We start from the raw sequence: 14,337 nt of genomic DNA on the forward strand, positions 1-14,337 counted from the left end.
ATCCAAGCGCAGTGGCATTTCTTGTTGGCTTTCAGGCAATTAATGTTCTGTAAAAACAAGACACAATTAAAATCGTCAAAAAAGTGACAAAGGGTGTGTAACATTACATCAGCAGCAGGGCGGCAGAACCATCCCAGACGGCGGCCAGGGCGTAGAGCGTGGCCAGTATCAGCAGAAACGGTGTGTTGGTCATGGTCTGTCTCCTGCGGAAAGATTCATCCTTAGTTATAGCGTGCGGAGATGACAGCGGGATGAATTTGGTCGATTTCTGTACCCTAAAATTCAGACGGACGGAAATGGGTAAACTGCTGATATTTGACTATAGTAACAGTGTGAAGATGCGTGTTTATCAAGATTCACCCCTGTATCGCGCTGCCGGTAACGCTCGGCATAGGGCAATAGAGTTGTGAAAGTATCGTCAGGGTTGGAGCAGGTGCCATCATGGGCCTGGGTGATAGGGTTTCTTTTAGGCAAAAAGTAATAGGGAGAGTAAAAATGGGCATCATTTCCTGGATCATTTTTGGGTTAATCGCCGGTATCTTGGCTAAATGGATCATGCCGGGCAAAGACGGTGGTGGCTTTATCGTAACCGTCATCCTGGGGATCATCGGTGCGGTTGTCGGCGGCTATATCAGTACCTTCTTCGGTATGGGTCGTGTTGACGGCTTCAATCTGGGCAGCTTTGTTGTCGCAGTCATCGGTGCCCTGGTGGTGCTTTTTGTCTACAGAAAGATCAGAAACTAATCAGGTACCGATCAACAGGGTCGCTGCGGCGGCCCTTTTTTCGTTAAATCACAAGGGTCGAGCGGCCTGAGCCGACGACTGGAAGGGGAAGATCATGGGTCTGTTTGATAGCGTATTGGGCAATATTCTGGGCGGCGCCAACGGTAAAGGCATCGATTACGTCGCCATCATGCAATGGGTTGAGCAACAGGGCGGCCTGCAGGCAATCCTGGACAAATTCCGTCAGGGACAATTCGGCGATGTGGTCGGTTCATGGCTGGGTAACGGTGAAAACCAGCAGATCAGCGGCGATCACGTGCAGCAGGCGCTGGGCAGCGATGCCATTAACCAACTGGCCGAAAAGCTGGGTATCGATCCGGCTCAGGCATCCGCCACCATTGCGCAGTTCCTGCCAACGGTGGCTGACGCTGCTTCGCCAAATGGCGAAGTGCAGCAGAACAGTAACGAACTGGGCGATATGGTCGGTAAACTGTTCAAATAATATTTATGCCCCCGGCATTTTGTTGGGGGCATAGTTTAACGACACGCCTTCAATGTTCCCCAATCCCCCCAGCAAATAATCCACCCAGGCCCGCACTTTTCCGGGAATAAACCGCGCAGCGGGATAAACCGCATGCAGCGCCATCGGCGGATAACGCCAGGCCGGCAAGATGGGCACCAGTGCGCCGCTCGCCAATTGCCGACCGATCAACGGCCGCTGTGCGCCGCCAATACCCAGCCCTGATTCAATCGCCGCCAGCAGTGAAAACGTATTGTTAGCGCGGAATACCGGGCGCAAGTCCACCATCTCGGTGCCATGAGGGCCGATTAACGTCAGCGTGTCCCCGTCGCTCAGGCCGCTGTAGCGGATATGCGGATGGGCTGCCAGTTCCGCCAGGGTTTGCGGTTCACCCTGTGCCGCCAGATAGGCCGGTGAGGCTACCAGAATACGTTGTAACTCCCCCAGCCGACGCGCCACCGTGCCCGGTGAATTTAATTCGCCAAAGCGGATCGCCACATCGATGCCTTCAGCAATCACGTCCGCCCGACGATCGTCCAATAACAGTTCGATATTCAACTCTGGATGTTGTTGCTGAAAGGCAATCGCCAGTGGCGTCAGGTGCTGTTGGCCGAAGCCGGTTGGCGCATGGATGCGTAGCGACCCTTGCAGCTGCAGGTTTTGGCCGTGCAGCGTTTCCTCCGCTTCACTCACCGCTGCCAGAATCGGCTTGATCTGCCGGTAATAGCCCGCGCCGGCGTAGGTCAGCGTCACGGCACGGGTACTGCGAAAAAGCAGTTGTACACCCAGTTGCTGCTCCAGACCGGCAATCTGCTGGCTGACGGCAGGCTGGGTCAGGCCCAGATCGCGGGCGACGGCCGAGAGGCTGCCCAGTTCCGCGACCCGGACGAAGGTCTTCATCGCGCTCAGCTTGTCCATCGGTACTCCACCTATAGATTTATCTTATAAGTGTTAGTGGTAAACGCCCTCTATCGCAAGCTTTGCTAATCAATCAAAGTAAAAGTCTCAAGCGATACGGAATCGGAGACACAACATGCAAAACAATAAACTGGCGCTGGTCGTCGGTGCTAACGGCGTTATTGGCGGCAAGCTGATTGAAGAGCTGGAACAACAAGGTTGGCAGGTGGTGGGTTTGTCGCGGCGTGGAGGCGTTGACCGACCACAGGTGCGTTATCTGGCGGTTGATCTGCTCGATGCACAGGTCACACGCGATGCCTTGCGCTCGCTGACTCAGGTCAGCCACATTTTCTACGCTGCCTATCAGGACGCCCCGGACTGGGCGGGGCTGGTGGCGCCAAACCTGGCGATGCTGAGCCATGTGGTGGAAGCGCTGGAACCGGTCGCGCAAGGGTTGGAGCACATCAGCCTGATGCAGGGCTACAAAGTGTATGGCGCCCATTTGGGGCCGTTCAAAACCCCGGCGCGGGAGAGTGATGCCGGGCACATGCCGCCGGAGTTCAACCTGGCGCAGCAAAGTTATCTTGAACAGCGCCAGCAGGGGAAAAATTGGCACTGGAGCGCAATCCGTCCCAGCGTGGTCGGCGGCTTCTCGCTGGGCAACCCGATGAACCTGGCGCTGACCCTGGCGGTTTATGCCTCTATCAGCAAGGCGCTGGGATTGCCGCTGCGTTTTCCCGGCAAACCCGGGGCTTACCACAGCCTGCTGGAAATGACCGATGCCGGGCTGCTGGCGCGCGCTACGCTGTGGGCGGCGACGGAGCCGGCTGCCGCCAATCAGGCGTTTAATATCAATAACGGTGACCTGTTCCGCTGGAGCGAGCTGTGGCCGAAAATTGCCGACTATTTTGATCTGGCGGTCGCGCCGCCGTTGCCAATGCCGCTGGCGTCGGTGATGGAAGATAAAGGTGTGCTGTGGCAGGCCCTGGCGCAACAGCATGATTTGGTCGAAGCGGATTACCGCGCAGTGGCGAGCTGGCGCTTTGCCGACTTTGTTTTCTCATGGGATTACGACATGTTTGCCGATGGCAGCAAGGCGCGCCGCTTTGGCTTCCATCAATTTGTCGAAACCGAGGCGATGCTGTTCGCGCTGTTTGACGAATTCCGCCGGCGCAAGATTATTCCTTAAGTCGGCTGGCGGGACGGGCGTTTTTTATGGCAATCTTTGGCTGCCGCCAAACGCGGCAGTCAGGAGGCCGTCACCCCGACAGGCCCGGATCGATGATGAGGAATTAACCGTGACAGGGATTACCGCCATACTGACGCTTTTGCTGGCGCTGGTGACCATTGCGCCACTTTCAAAGCATGCAGCCTGGTGGATCCGGGTGTGGGATTTTCCTCGCCTGCAAATACTGGCGCTTTCGTTATTGGTGTTGTTGCTTAACCTGCTGTTTGTGCCGTCGTCACCCTGGGTGTGGGGCATGATGGCGGTAAATCTGGCCTGTGTGGTTTATCAGGCCGCGTGGATTTACCCCTATACCCGGCTGAGTAAGTCTCAGGTGCTGGATTTTACCGGCTATCAGAAGAAGCCGCGCATCCGCATTTTGGTGTCCAACGTGTTAACGCCCAATCGCCAGGCGAATAAACTGCTGGCGCTGGTGGCGACCGAACGACCTGACGTGTTGGTGGCGGTAGAAACCGACGGCTGGTGGCAGCAGCAACTGTCGGCGCTGGAGCCGGATTATCCTTATAGCTTGAAATGTCCGCTGGATAACCTGTACGGCATGCATGTCTATTCGCGGCTGGAACTCAGCGATGCGCAAATACAGTATCTGGTGGATGAGCAGATCCCGTCGATGCACATGATGGTGCATTTGCCGCAAGGGCCACAGGTACGTCTGCACTGTGTACATCCGATGCCGCCGAGCCCGACCGAGAATGAAGAATCGGAAGACCGCGACGCCGAACTGGTGATGGTGGGGAAAAGCGTGGCCAAATCGGAGGTTCCGGTGATTGTGACCGGCGATCTGAATGATGTGGCCTGGTCGACGACCACCCGGCTGTTTTTGAAAGTCAGCGGCCTGTTGGATCCGCGTCGCGGGCGCGGCATGTTCAGCACTTTTCATGCTGGCTATCCGTTCCTGCGTTGGCCACTGGATCACGTGTTTCACAGCGATGACTTTGTTCTCGGTTCGCTGCGTCGTTTGACCCATGTTGGCTCGGATCACTTCCCGATAATGGTGGAGTTGGTCTATTCGCCGAAGCAGGGGGCACAGCAGGAAAGTCTGGAGAAAGACAGCGAAGACGAAGCGTTGGCGCAGGAGAAGTTAGCCAATACCGACTCCTCTGCGGAAGACGTGCACACGCCAGGTGCCTGAAACAATGCCCCGCAGTGCAGGCTGCGGGGCATTCTGGTCTAGACAGTCAGCATGATTTTGCCAATATGCTGGCTGGACTCCATCAATGCATGGGCTTCGGCCGCCTGTTCCAGCGGGAAGGTCTTGAAGATCTGGGGTTTTAACGCCCCGCGTTCCAGCAGTGGCCATACCTTCTGCAGTAAGTCGGCGGCAATTTGCGCCTTATCTTCCACGCTACGTGCGCGCAGGGTGGAGCCGGTGTGGGTCAGGCGTTTGATCAGCAGCGGCATCAGGTTCAATTCCTTCACCACCCCGTTCTGGGTGCCGATTTGCACAATGCGGCCGTCCATCGCTGCAGCCTGATAGTTTTTCGCCACGTAGTCACCGGCAATCAGATCGACAATCACGTCGGCGCCCTTGCCGTTCGTGGCGCGTTGTGTTTGCTCAACAAAATCTTCGTTGCGGTAGTTAATCGACACATCGGCGCCCAATGCCAGGCTGGCCTGGCGTTTTTCTTCGGAACCGACGGTGGTGATCACCCGGGCACAGAAGGCTTTCGCCAGCAGGGTCGCCACGGTGCCAATGCCGGAAGTGCCGCCGTGGATCAGCACGGTTTCACCGGCTTTCAGATGGCCGCGTTGGAACACATTGACCCAAACGGTAAAGAAGGTTTCCGGGATCGCCGCCGCTTCAATCAGGCTAAAGCCTTCGGGGACCGGTAGCGCGTTGCTCTCATGGACCTTGCAGTATTCTGCATAACCGCCGCCGGCAATCAGGGCACACACCTTGTCGCCGATAGCATAATTTTGTACGCCCACGCCAATGGCGACTACCTCACCGGCGATCTCCAAACCAGGAATATCCGATGCGCCGGGCGGTGGCGCGTATTGACCGCGGCGTTGCAGCACGTCAGGACGGTTAATCCCGGCGGCGGCAACCTTCACCAGAATTTCTCCCTGTTGCAGGGTTGGCAGTGGCCTTTGGCTACTGACCAGAACCTCGGGTTCGCCAGGCTGGCTGATTTCGATGACTTTCATGGTGTTGGGCAGCGCTGGGTTGGCTGACATGGTGATTCTCCTCAGTTGGCGTTCAGGCGCAGTAACCAGTGTAGGTAACCGCCTGCTGTAATTCATAATTTATCTTACAGAAATGCTGAGGGGAGAATGTGGATCATAGGGCGGTTTCAACACGGGGGGAGGTGGGGTGCCGCCGCAGGGGCGGCATGGGATTAATCGTTGGGTGGGATGCGAAAACCTTTTAGCGAGACGATAAAATGTTCTTTCCCTTTGGATATTTTAGCGCCTCGATCACACCACAGGCTGGCAAGCTGAAAAAAGTCATCACTGTCGATGTCATAGGCCAGTTCGATTTTTTTTGCCGTGCCGTAACGGATCAGCTTTTCTGCTTCCTGGTGGTTTGTTGCTCTAATAGTGGTCATAACGAAATCCTTGGTATTGAGCCAGAGCGGATAATCGCCGACCATGATATGGCTATATTGTGACAATTTTGTGATAAAAAAATGACAGCGTGTGGATCTGTGGCCTGGGGCATAGCCTTGATGCCATGCCCCTGTAACGCTTGCGTTAACGATCGTGCGGCCGCAGCAGAGTGCTTTTCTTCTGTGATTTAAAGTGCTTATACAGTGCGAACCCTGCGATGCCGGCTAATACGACCAGCAAAGACAAATATTCAGTCGCCATCTGACAACCCTCCAATAAAGCATGGCCAAGGAACGGCTATTTGTGACAGTTATCACGTTATGCCGCAATGAGACCATTCTGTAAGACGTCAGGTGACTGATATTCAAAAATAAAAAAAAGCGCCTATAGGGAGGCGCATAAAATATTGCAACACAGCTTGTTGTGTTCAGCACCAGGAGGCGTGGTGAACAGAACGCCATTGTATGTATGGCTCGCCATGGCAGATATAGGGCTAACTCTTAAAGCGCGGCTACCACTGATAACCCATGCTCACCTTGTAATCAGGATCCTGATCGGTGGAGTAGGGATCTGACTGACGGCGGCGATCGGTTTTTTTCACCGGGCCAATATTCGGGCCGTAATTAAGGGACGAATACGGCTTGGCGCGCGGGCGGCTGCAGCCGGGGTGATCACATTCCATATCAACGCGAAAGCCGGTTTTGTCTTCGGTTTCTGACCACACCACCGGCGGCTTGGCGGCTTTTTTTTCTGGGCCAAGGGCGGTTTGCGGTGCGGGTACCGGTTTGATGCTGGGCTCCGGTGCGGTGTAGGACAAGTCCAGCGCCTGGGCTGGGGCGCTCAGTATCAACAGAGCGGTGCAGCAGGACGCTGCCAGCGTATGCCATCTCAGCATGGTCAATCTCCCTTTATAGTTACGCAGCGCAACTATAAAACAGCCAGACGAGAATTACTATCATTTGTGACCGTTTAACGCCGACTGGGGAGTTGGCGGCGCTAACGTTCAGGTCTACTCTATGAGTAACTTCTCTTTATAAGACATTGAACTATGACCCCTGACACTGCGGCGTTGAGCCTACGCCAACGAAGTTATCGACTGCTGTTCGACAACCACTCCCGCAGCGGCCGCAGGATGGAAGCTTTTTGGGTCGGCACTGCGTTGCTCAGCGTGGTGCTGCTGTTTCTCGAGCCAGGTGGCAGCGCCTTGTACGCTCCGGGCCAGCAAGCCATTTATCTCTTCTTTTGCGCCGAGATTATTTTTACCGTTATTTTTACCTGCGAATATTTGCTCCGACTGTGGAGCACCCCATCCGATCAGCATTATGCCAGCAGTTTTTTCGGCGTTGTCGACTTATTGACGGTGTTACCGATGTACATCATCTGGCTGTACCCGCATATGACGGTAGAGTTCGTGATGCTGCTGCGCGTCGTGCGGATACTGCGGGTGTTACGGGTGCTGAAGTTGCTGCGTTACATGAGTGAGATGGGCATGATCTGGCGCAGCATCAAGCTGGCTCGTCACAAGCTGGCGATGTTTTTTGGTTTTGTCGCCGTGGTGCTGTGCGTCTTTGGCGGCCTGATGTATGCGATTGAGGGGGGGAGTGGCGGCTTTACCAGCCTCGCGGCCTCCGTCTATTGGGCGGTAGTGACGCTGACCACCGTAGGATACGGTGATATCGTTCCCCATACCCCGTTGGGGCGCTTATTGACCTCGGTACTGATCCTGCTGGGCTACTCTATCATCGCGGTGCCGACCGGCATTCTGACGGCTTATATGTCACAGGAGTTGCAACGCAACCGCGAAAGGCGAAATTGTGAGCAATGTCAACGAGGTGGCCACGAGACGGATTCTGCATTTTGTAAATTTTGCGGCAACGCATTACCGCCACTATCGGGAAAACACAGCCAGAAATGACTAAAAATCGAGCTAATGGGTTTAAATCCTGCGCGTTTGGTCTCGTTTCCACGGAGGGGCTTATAAAAAGAGTTGCTATTAAAGTCCCATCATGAGTTAATGCTTCTCGGCCTGTGGTACAGACCTATTTATGCACGACATTTTGAGTAAAGTAGTTCAAATTTAAAGCGTTATCCTAGATAGCTCTTCACTGACGAATTTCCTTTCTAGTGCCTCCATAAGTAACTGATGACCGGCTATTTCTTGCCCATGGTGGCGTAAATTTAATATTGTAGGAATTAAACATGTCTAACATGATCAAAGGTCAAGTGAAGTGGTTCAACGAGTCTAAAGGTTTCGGTTTCATCACTCCAGCAGACGGCAGCAAAGATGTGTTCGTACACTTCTCTGCTATCCAGGATCAAGGCTTCAAGACCCTGGCTGAAGGCCAGAACGTACAGTTCTCTATCGAGAACGGTGCTAAAGGTCCGTCAGCGGCTAACGTTACCGCTATCTAATCGGCCTCTCGCTGATTAATAAAAACCCGCCAAGGCGGGTTTTTTTGTGTCTGTCATTCGCCACAGGCAAAAAAAAGCCCGCAAGTCTGCGGGCAAAAGTTCCTTGTTACTTCTTCATTTGCAGGTACTCCTCTGGGGGGAAGCACCAGGCAACAGACTACCCGCTGCGCGCTCAAGATTCTGCGGACAAAACGTTAAGAAAGTGAAAAAGCCGCAAGCCGGGCGGCCTGCTACGCTTGTAGGATAGCGCTATGCAGGTGAGCAGTGAATTAACCGGCGGTGCACGGTATTTTTCGCACCTCATTGTGTAATACACTGACATCAATGATAAATGATGGGGCAAGGTATGAAAGCTAACGATTTGGTAACGGTAAAAACTGACGGTGAGCAGCGACGCGAAGGGGTGATCCTGGCGGTTGAAGAGTTTAATGAAGGGATTATGTACCTGGTGTCCTTGCCGGATTATCCTGCCGGTGTCTGGTTCTTTAACGAGATAGACAGCCGTGACGGCACCTTTGTTGAGCTGCGACAGGCACTACCCAGGTAGCCTTGGGGTAAAAAGGCAATACCTCTCCAGTACATTAATTTAATTCGCAAGATTTACGGTAGGTAATTATTCCGTAGAGCTAGGAATAATCCATTTTTTACTGCGGGAATACCCGTCGCGGCCGAGAGTTTAGTCGCGAGCAGGTATTGAGGTTATTTAAATGCGTGATATCCAGTTCGATGCGCTGAACGACATTTAAAACCAACGTTTAGCAGAGTGCACGACAAAGCTTTTAACCTAGCGGCTATTGACAAATATCCCACTGGTCAGCGTGTCGGTTAAACGAACAACATGGTAAATAATCTGCTTGTTGTGCGTTTTAATTTTTCTTTTGATATTCCCCTTATGGGAAGAGACGGTTTTCGCTTTAATTTGCATCTGGTCAGATATCTGAATGGTGCCCTGACCCGACATCCACATACGCAACATGTTGGACTCAGTTTGGCTCAGCGTAACCGGAGTTTGATCAAAAGAGGTTTTTTCAGTGCGAGGGGCTTTTCTCTCCAGATAGTGACTAAGTAGTTGATTCATAGTCTCTGGTTTGATTGATTTTGACGAGATGATGACATTTTTACGAACATATAAATAATCGTCAAAATGTACGTTAGTGATAGCCATAAAGATGAAGAATAAGGTGTCAGGGTGCAGTGAAATCACCCCTTTTATACGTTCCGTCGCGTTCGCTTCGTGTATAAAGCAGTCTTCATTAATAAATACCAGGCTAGGTTTCAACTTACTGCATTTTTCATGCAGATCGTCGATATCATTAATAGCATTAATCTGGCGTTTTTTTACTCCATGTGTTGTCAGGTAGTCTGTTAAACCTAATCTGGTATAGCTGCATGAATCCATAATGATCGTTGGCATATCTCACCCCCACTTAAATCCGTTTTACCGCGGTAACAAAAAGAAAAAGCCTGAAGCCTAAAAGAAAGGCAAAAAAGGAACAAAAAAATCACGTATAGGCAGTGTTCTATCAATAAATACGGCGGCACTCAATGATATTTTCTTTCTAAACTAATTAACAATATGAACCTATAAGTTTAGCTTAAGTCAGAATAATCTGCTGGCGTACGGGCGGCGGGGCTGTAACGTCAATTTGTGCTTGAGCCGCGCGCCTGCTGGTATCTTTATCGTTGAATCTGCCCATCATGTCACGAAACAAAATTTTAGATTGCTAGGAAAATTCTTAAAAAAAATTCATGTGTTGTTTTTTTAACAATTTTTAGTCTGTTTACTCACCAGTATGAGTACCATGTAGTTTGAATGATTTTATTTTTAATAATATTATCATAAAGTTACGAGTTATTCTTTTGTTTTTGATAATGATAATTCTTTCATTCCTTATCACTTGTGATAATCAATAATCACATTGAGTTAACATTAATTCATTTTTTTGTTATTAAAACTGGCGATATAACAAAGAGTTGATGTAACTAATCGTGCGGTACCAACAAATGTGAAAAATGTCAGCGAGTGATTAATTGGTTTTTCTGAACTATTTGGTCGCCACTCAAGAGTTGTCAATTATTGGTGTGGTGAAAAGGTTTGCGGCTGCCGGACCCCGGCAGCAACCTAAATATAGAGAGTCGTGTCTAAAGGTGTCCTTAACTTTTCCGATCAGCGTGGTTCTGCAAGGCAGTGTTGCATCGAATCTAACGCCAGATGGATATCGCTTTCTTGCGTCATCCAGTTGACCAGTGCTGCGCGGATCCCCGGCTGCCCGTTATAACGGGTAGGAGTACAGCGCACCACGCCATGCCGATCGAGACGGGCGATAAAGCGATCGCGTGCAGCAACGGCATCCCCCTCGATGTTTTTGAGTGCAAAGCACACCACGTTCAGATTGACCGGTGCCAGCAGGCGGAAACCCTCGCTGGCGGTCAGCGCCGTGCCCAGTAGCTGTGCCAACTGCACATTGCGTTCAACCATCTCCCGCATACCACTACGGCCATAGGCTTTCAGCGCCATCCACAACGGCAGGGCACGGAAACGCCGTGAGTTTTCCGGCGTCAGGTGGAGATAGTTGTCTGGCCGCAGGGTCGGTGCTTCCAGATAAGCCGAATGGTTTTGAAAGACCTGCATCTGCAACGCCAGATGACGGCTGAATTGGATCGCGCTGTCGTAAGGCACATTCAGCCATTTATGCGCATCGACGGTAATCGAGTCCGCTTGCTGCCAGCCGGCTAACCGTGGAACATAGCGCGGTGAGCAGGCCGCCACGCCACCAAAGGCCGCATCAACGTGTAACCAGAACGGGTAGCGTTCGCGCAGCGCCAGCAGGCGCGGCAGGTCGTCGAAGGTCACGGTATTCACCGTTCCGGCGCTGGCCAGTACCAGGGTCGGTACGCCGACGTTGGCGGCTAGGTGTCGTTCCAACGCGACAGGGTCAATAGCTTCACAATTCGGCAGGCTGTCGATAACTTTCAAAGCGTCACGGCCAATGCCGAGCATGCTGAGCGCCTTTATGCTGCTGGAGTGCGCGTTCGCTGACAACACCTGTACCGGGCCCAATGCTGTCATTCCCTGTTCAGCGACATCAATACCGCGTTGCTGGCCCAACCACTGGCGGCCGATGGCCATGCCGACAAAGTTGGCCATGGTTGCCCCGCTGACAAAGCTGCCGTTGAACGCCTCCGGCAGCCCCAACAAATTTTTTAGCTGCGTAATGGTCGCCAGTTCGATTGCAGCGGCAACTGTGTCGTGACTCAACTGACTATTTTGGTCGATAGCGCTAACCAGCCAGTCTGCCGCCAATGCGGCCGGGGTCGAGCCGCCGGTGACAAAGCCAAAATAACGCGGTCCGGCGCTGGCAGAAAGGCCATCGGCATAGCGCAGCCAGAAATCGTCCAGTGCTGCCAGCGCACCGTCACCCCCGTCGGCCAATCGCTCGTCCCCCGGCTGTAACTGTTGTGCTGCCAGAGGAGGGCAAACCGGACGCTGTTGTAAATCGATAAGGAAACCTTCGGCCAACTGGCGGGTACGTTCGAGTATCTGTGGATACTGGGCAAGATCCTGCTGTAAACGTGGGTGCATTGAGGACTCCGGATATTAAGGGGCAAGAGTGACAGCCTAGATCATTTGCTTTGCAACGAAAATCGATGAAAAATACCCTTTTTGGATAGCAGGGCTAACCAATGTTCAATGAACGTATTCCACTGCACATCCTGCCGACCTTCGTAATTGCCGCCCGGTTGGAAAATCTGCGCGCTACTGCCCTGCAGGTGCATCTTACCCATGGCGCCGTCAGCCAGCAGATCCAGCAGTTGGAACAGGCGATCGGTTGTCCACTGTTTGAACGACAGGGCCGTGGATTGCGTCTGAATACTGCCGGCCGTGAGCTGTTGGCGGTTGCCGAACCTGCTCTGCAGGCGTTGCAGCAGGGGGTTAACCGAATAAGGCGGATTGCGCAAAGCCAGGCACTGCGTATCAGCGTGCTGCCCTCTTTCGCGCATCACTGGTTAATACCGCGCCTGCCGTCTTTTCATGCGACCTGCGCCGATATTGCGCTGGAGATTGATGCATCGCTGGCGGTGCAGGATCTGCTCCGTAAGGGGTTCGACGCGGCTATTCGCCTCGGCAATGGCCAATGGGCAGATATGCAGGCACAGCGTATTGCCTCCGGGGAGGTGGTGCCGGTGGCGACTCCGGCGTTGGCCCATCAGTGGCAGGCGGCATTTGACCGTGGGGCGTCAGATGTGCCGCTGCTGGAACACGATGTTACGCCGTGGCGCAGTTGGTTCTCGGCGCATCAGCAACGGGATAAGGCTCGACCACTAGCACTGTTCAATGATGCGGGATTGTTGATCCGCGCAGCAGAACAGGGGTTTGGCATCGCGTTGGTGAAAAAGCTGTTGGTGAGCGATGCGTTGGCAGATGGTCGATTGGTGGCACTGGCGCAGCCACGGCATCTGGATCAGGTGGATTTTTATCTGGTTTGGCCGCAGACCGCCGGGTTGACGCCGGCGGTCGAGGCGTTATTACACTGGTTGCAGCAGCAATTGACCTGAGATCAGCGGCGTAGCCATTCGGGCTGCGAGCTGCCAAGGCAGGTGGCGGGCAGTGCCCAGAGCAGTGCGGTGCCGTTTAACTGCAGCGGTGGCAGCAGGCGCTGCGCTGCGCCCCAGTGAGTCAGTTCGGTTTCCGGGTTTTCATCCGTGGCATTGACCGCTGCCAGCGGGGTCAACGGATATTGCGGTGGGTAAGGATGATCGGCCAACAGTTGCGCCGTTCGTGCCAGAGACAGCCGGGCGCTGTAGCCGGTACCCTGTTGCAGGCGTTGACGCATGCCGTGCAACACCGCAGTTGCCATCAGATAGCCGGTGGCATGATCCAATGCCTGTACCGGCAGGGGCACCGGAATGACGGCATTTCTCCATGCCATGCCCGACTCTGCCAGGCCGCAGCTCATTTGCACCAGACTGTCGAAACCGCGTCGTCCTCGCCATGGGCCGCTCCAGCCATAGGCGTTCAGACAAACGTCGATCAATCCCGGCGACAGGGCGCGTCGCTGCTCCGCACCATAACCCAACTTTTCCAGCGCTCCGGCGCGATAGCCGTGAACGATAACGTCGGCGTTTTTCAGCAAATGTTCAAAGGTATGCCGGTCGTGGGCATTCGTCAGATTCAACCGCGCGCAGCGCTTGCCGAGGATCACTTCATGTTCAACGCCGGGTTCATCCCAGCCGTAGGGATCGATACGTAATACGTCGGCACCCAGCCCGGCAAGAAAACGGGTGGCTACCGGGCCGGCGATAATTCGCGTCAGATCCAGCACGCGGACGCCGTGCAGCGGTCTGGCAGGGGGCAGGGTCCAGCCGGGAGGCGGAGCTTCCGCTTGCTGTCGCTGATGGATCAAAGGTTCCAGCGCAACGCTCTTGCCCTGAATATGTTGCCGCCATGCCTCGACTGAACGCATTTCTGCCGCACAGCCACCGGCCTCTATGACTGCCTGCTCCAGTTCATCTTTTTTCCACGTCTGCACCTTTTGCGCCAGTAGGTTTTTATCCTGATGCGGGCCCAGCACTCGCTCTACGGCTTTGCGATGATGGGGGGCATTGGTGTGCAGACGGATCCAGCCGTCACGGGTAGCATAGTCACCCGCCAGCGCGTCCCAGGCGGCCGGTAATGGCCATCCCAGTGGACGCAATGTCCAGCCAAACCACAGTGATGCCAATCGACGATCGACAAACACCTGCGGCGCACCGCCCTGATTTTGTTGCAGCAGTTGGGCACAAGCCAGCCCGGCGGCACCCCAGCAGGCGGTTGCCAGTTCGGTGACGGGGAATGCGCTGTTCAGAGCGCCTTCACCGTTGATGGTCAACGGGATCGCAGGTCGTGCGCTGTGGCCCAGACTTTGTCCGATCTCTGCCAGCAGCGTTTGAGTAAGGGTATCCATCATCAACTCCAGGTTGCCAGTCGGGGAACTGTGTCTAGCCTAGT

15 protein-coding genes are annotated in these 14,337 nt (G+C 53.9%); 8 read left to right on the top strand and 7 right to left on the bottom strand.

Going from position 1 to position 14,337, the window contains the following annotated elements:
- Positions 1-495: 495 nt before the first annotated feature.
- Positions 496-744 carry a GlsB/YeaQ/YmgE family stress response membrane protein gene (locus OC597_RS06885; protein ID WP_017893301.1) on the top strand — a complete coding sequence of 83 codons (249 nt, stop codon included), beginning with the start codon at positions 496-498 and terminating at the stop codon, positions 742-744.
- 94 nt (positions 745-838) lie between these two features.
- Positions 839-1,225 carry a YidB family protein gene (locus OC597_RS06890; RefSeq protein WP_099064733.1) on the top strand — a complete coding sequence of 129 codons (387 nt, stop codon included), beginning with the start codon at positions 839-841 and terminating at the stop codon, positions 1,223-1,225.
- 3 nt (positions 1,226-1,228) lie between these two features.
- On the opposite strand, the gene OC597_RS06895 is transcribed toward OC597_RS06890, so the two are convergent.
- Positions 1,229-2,161 carry a LysR family transcriptional regulator gene (locus OC597_RS06895; protein WP_262208137.1) on the bottom strand — a complete coding sequence of 311 codons (933 nt, stop codon included), beginning with the start codon at positions 2,159-2,161 and terminating at the stop codon, positions 1,229-1,231.
- 115 nt (positions 2,162-2,276) lie between these two features.
- Here OC597_RS06895 and OC597_RS06900 point away from each other — a divergent pair, with 115 nt between their 5' ends.
- Together OC597_RS06900 and OC597_RS06905 are read left to right on the top strand one after the other, a co-directional pair.
- Entirely contained in the window at positions 2,277-3,329 is a 1,053-nt protein-coding gene (locus tag OC597_RS06900; RefSeq protein ID WP_262208139.1) for an SDR family oxidoreductase, read from the top strand.
- Positions 3,330-3,438: 109 nt separating this feature from the next.
- Entirely contained in the window at positions 3,439-4,518 is a 1,080-nt protein-coding gene (locus OC597_RS06905; protein WP_262208141.1) for an endonuclease/exonuclease/phosphatase family protein, read from the top strand.
- Positions 4,519-4,556: 38 nt separating this feature from the next.
- Here OC597_RS06905 and OC597_RS06910 read toward each other — a convergent pair whose 3' ends face one another.
- From OC597_RS06910 to OC597_RS06920, 3 genes are all read right to left on the bottom strand, one after another.
- Positions 4,557-5,564: an NAD(P)H-quinone oxidoreductase gene (locus OC597_RS06910; RefSeq protein WP_262208143.1), complete on the bottom strand. Its 1,008-nt coding sequence runs from the start codon at positions 5,562-5,564 to the stop codon at positions 4,557-4,559.
- Positions 5,565-5,725: 161 nt separating this feature from the next.
- Entirely contained in the window at positions 5,726-5,935 is a 210-nt protein-coding gene (locus tag OC597_RS06915) for a hypothetical protein (protein ID WP_012145776.1), read from the bottom strand.
- 512 nt (positions 5,936-6,447) lie between these two features.
- The gene (locus OC597_RS06920; RefSeq protein ID WP_262208145.1) at positions 6,448-6,831 is read right to left on the bottom strand and encodes a hypothetical protein; all 384 of its coding nucleotides are present in this window, start codon (positions 6,829-6,831) and stop codon (positions 6,448-6,450) included.
- Positions 6,832-6,984: 153 nt separating this feature from the next.
- On the opposite strand from OC597_RS06920, the gene OC597_RS06925 reads away from it, so the two are divergent.
- From OC597_RS06925 to dsrB, 3 genes are all read left to right on the top strand, one after another.
- Entirely contained in the window at positions 6,985-7,851 is an 867-nt protein-coding gene (locus tag OC597_RS06925) for an ion transporter (RefSeq protein ID WP_261462809.1), read from the top strand.
- A gap of 284 nt (positions 7,852-8,135) precedes the next feature.
- Positions 8,136-8,348 carry a transcription antiterminator/RNA stability regulator CspE gene (cspE, locus tag OC597_RS06930; RefSeq protein WP_004946278.1) on the top strand — a complete coding sequence of 71 codons (213 nt, stop codon included), beginning with the start codon at positions 8,136-8,138 and terminating at the stop codon, positions 8,346-8,348.
- 346 nt (positions 8,349-8,694) lie between these two features.
- Complete coding sequence (dsrB, locus tag OC597_RS06935) at positions 8,695-8,895, top strand: protein DsrB (protein ID WP_261256188.1); 201 nt, start codon at positions 8,695-8,697, stop codon at positions 8,893-8,895.
- Between the two features lie 237 nt (positions 8,896-9,132).
- On the opposite strand, the gene rcsA is transcribed toward dsrB, so the two are convergent.
- Entirely contained in the window at positions 9,133-9,762 is a 630-nt protein-coding gene (gene rcsA / locus OC597_RS06940; protein WP_044552189.1) for a transcriptional regulator RcsA, read from the bottom strand.
- A gap of 753 nt (positions 9,763-10,515) precedes the next feature.
- Positions 10,516-11,931, bottom strand: a complete 1,416-nt coding sequence (locus OC597_RS06945) for a pyridoxal phosphate-dependent decarboxylase family protein (RefSeq protein ID WP_262208148.1) — start codon at positions 11,929-11,931, stop codon at positions 10,516-10,518.
- A 101-nt stretch (positions 11,932-12,032) separates the two neighbouring features.
- Here OC597_RS06945 and OC597_RS06950 point away from each other — a divergent pair, with 101 nt between their 5' ends.
- A complete protein-coding gene (locus tag OC597_RS06950; protein ID WP_261424292.1) occupies positions 12,033-12,905 on the top strand; it encodes a LysR substrate-binding domain-containing protein in 873 nt (290 codons plus the stop codon).
- 2 nt (positions 12,906-12,907) lie between these two features.
- Here the strand turns inward: OC597_RS06950 and OC597_RS06955 are convergent, their stop codons facing one another.
- Positions 12,908-14,293 (bottom strand): CoA transferase, encoded by a 1,386-nt coding sequence (locus OC597_RS06955; protein ID WP_262208150.1) that lies wholly within the window; start codon positions 14,291-14,293, stop codon positions 12,908-12,910.
- Between the last annotated feature and the right edge of the window lie 44 nt (positions 14,294-14,337).

The sequence above is a fragment of the Serratia proteamaculans genome, assembly GCF_946227095.1.
GTDB lineage: Bacteria > Pseudomonadota > Gammaproteobacteria > Enterobacterales > Enterobacteriaceae > Serratia > Serratia proteamaculans_E.

Bases quoted from the DNA above. Each gene is read 5' to 3' on its own strand.
- OC597_RS06915 (WP_012145776.1), bottom strand. From the start codon at position 5,935: ATGACCACTATTAGAGCAACAAACCACCAGGAAGCAGAAAAGCTGATC.
- OC597_RS06895 (WP_262208137.1), bottom strand. From the start codon at position 2,161: ATGGACAAGCTGAGCGCGATGAAGACCTTCGTCCGGGTCGCGGAACTG.
- cspE (WP_004946278.1), top strand. From the start codon at position 8,136: ATGTCTAACATGATCAAAGGTCAAGTGAAGTGGTTCAACGAGTCTAAA.
- OC597_RS06920 (WP_262208145.1), bottom strand. From the start codon at position 6,831: ATGCTGAGATGGCATACGCTGGCAGCGTCCTGCTGCACCGCTCTGTTG.
- OC597_RS06885 (WP_017893301.1), top strand. From the start codon at position 496: ATGGGCATCATTTCCTGGATCATTTTTGGGTTAATCGCCGGTATCTTG.
- dsrB (WP_261256188.1), top strand. From the start codon at position 8,695: ATGAAAGCTAACGATTTGGTAACGGTAAAAACTGACGGTGAGCAGCGA.
- OC597_RS06950 (WP_261424292.1), top strand. From the start codon at position 12,033: ATGTTCAATGAACGTATTCCACTGCACATCCTGCCGACCTTCGTAATT.
- OC597_RS06900 (WP_262208139.1), top strand. From the start codon at position 2,277: ATGCAAAACAATAAACTGGCGCTGGTCGTCGGTGCTAACGGCGTTATT.
- OC597_RS06945 (WP_262208148.1), bottom strand. From the start codon at position 11,931: ATGCACCCACGTTTACAGCAGGATCTTGCCCAGTATCCACAGATACTC.
- OC597_RS06890 (WP_099064733.1), top strand. From the start codon at position 839: ATGGGTCTGTTTGATAGCGTATTGGGCAATATTCTGGGCGGCGCCAAC.
- OC597_RS06955 (WP_262208150.1), bottom strand. From the start codon at position 14,293: ATGGATACCCTTACTCAAACGCTGCTGGCAGAGATCGGACAAAGTCTG.
- OC597_RS06910 (WP_262208143.1), bottom strand. From the start codon at position 5,564: ATGTCAGCCAACCCAGCGCTGCCCAACACCATGAAAGTCATCGAAATC.
- OC597_RS06925 (WP_261462809.1), top strand. From the start codon at position 6,985: ATGACCCCTGACACTGCGGCGTTGAGCCTACGCCAACGAAGTTATCGA.
- rcsA (WP_044552189.1), bottom strand. From the start codon at position 9,762: ATGCCAACGATCATTATGGATTCATGCAGCTATACCAGATTAGGTTTA.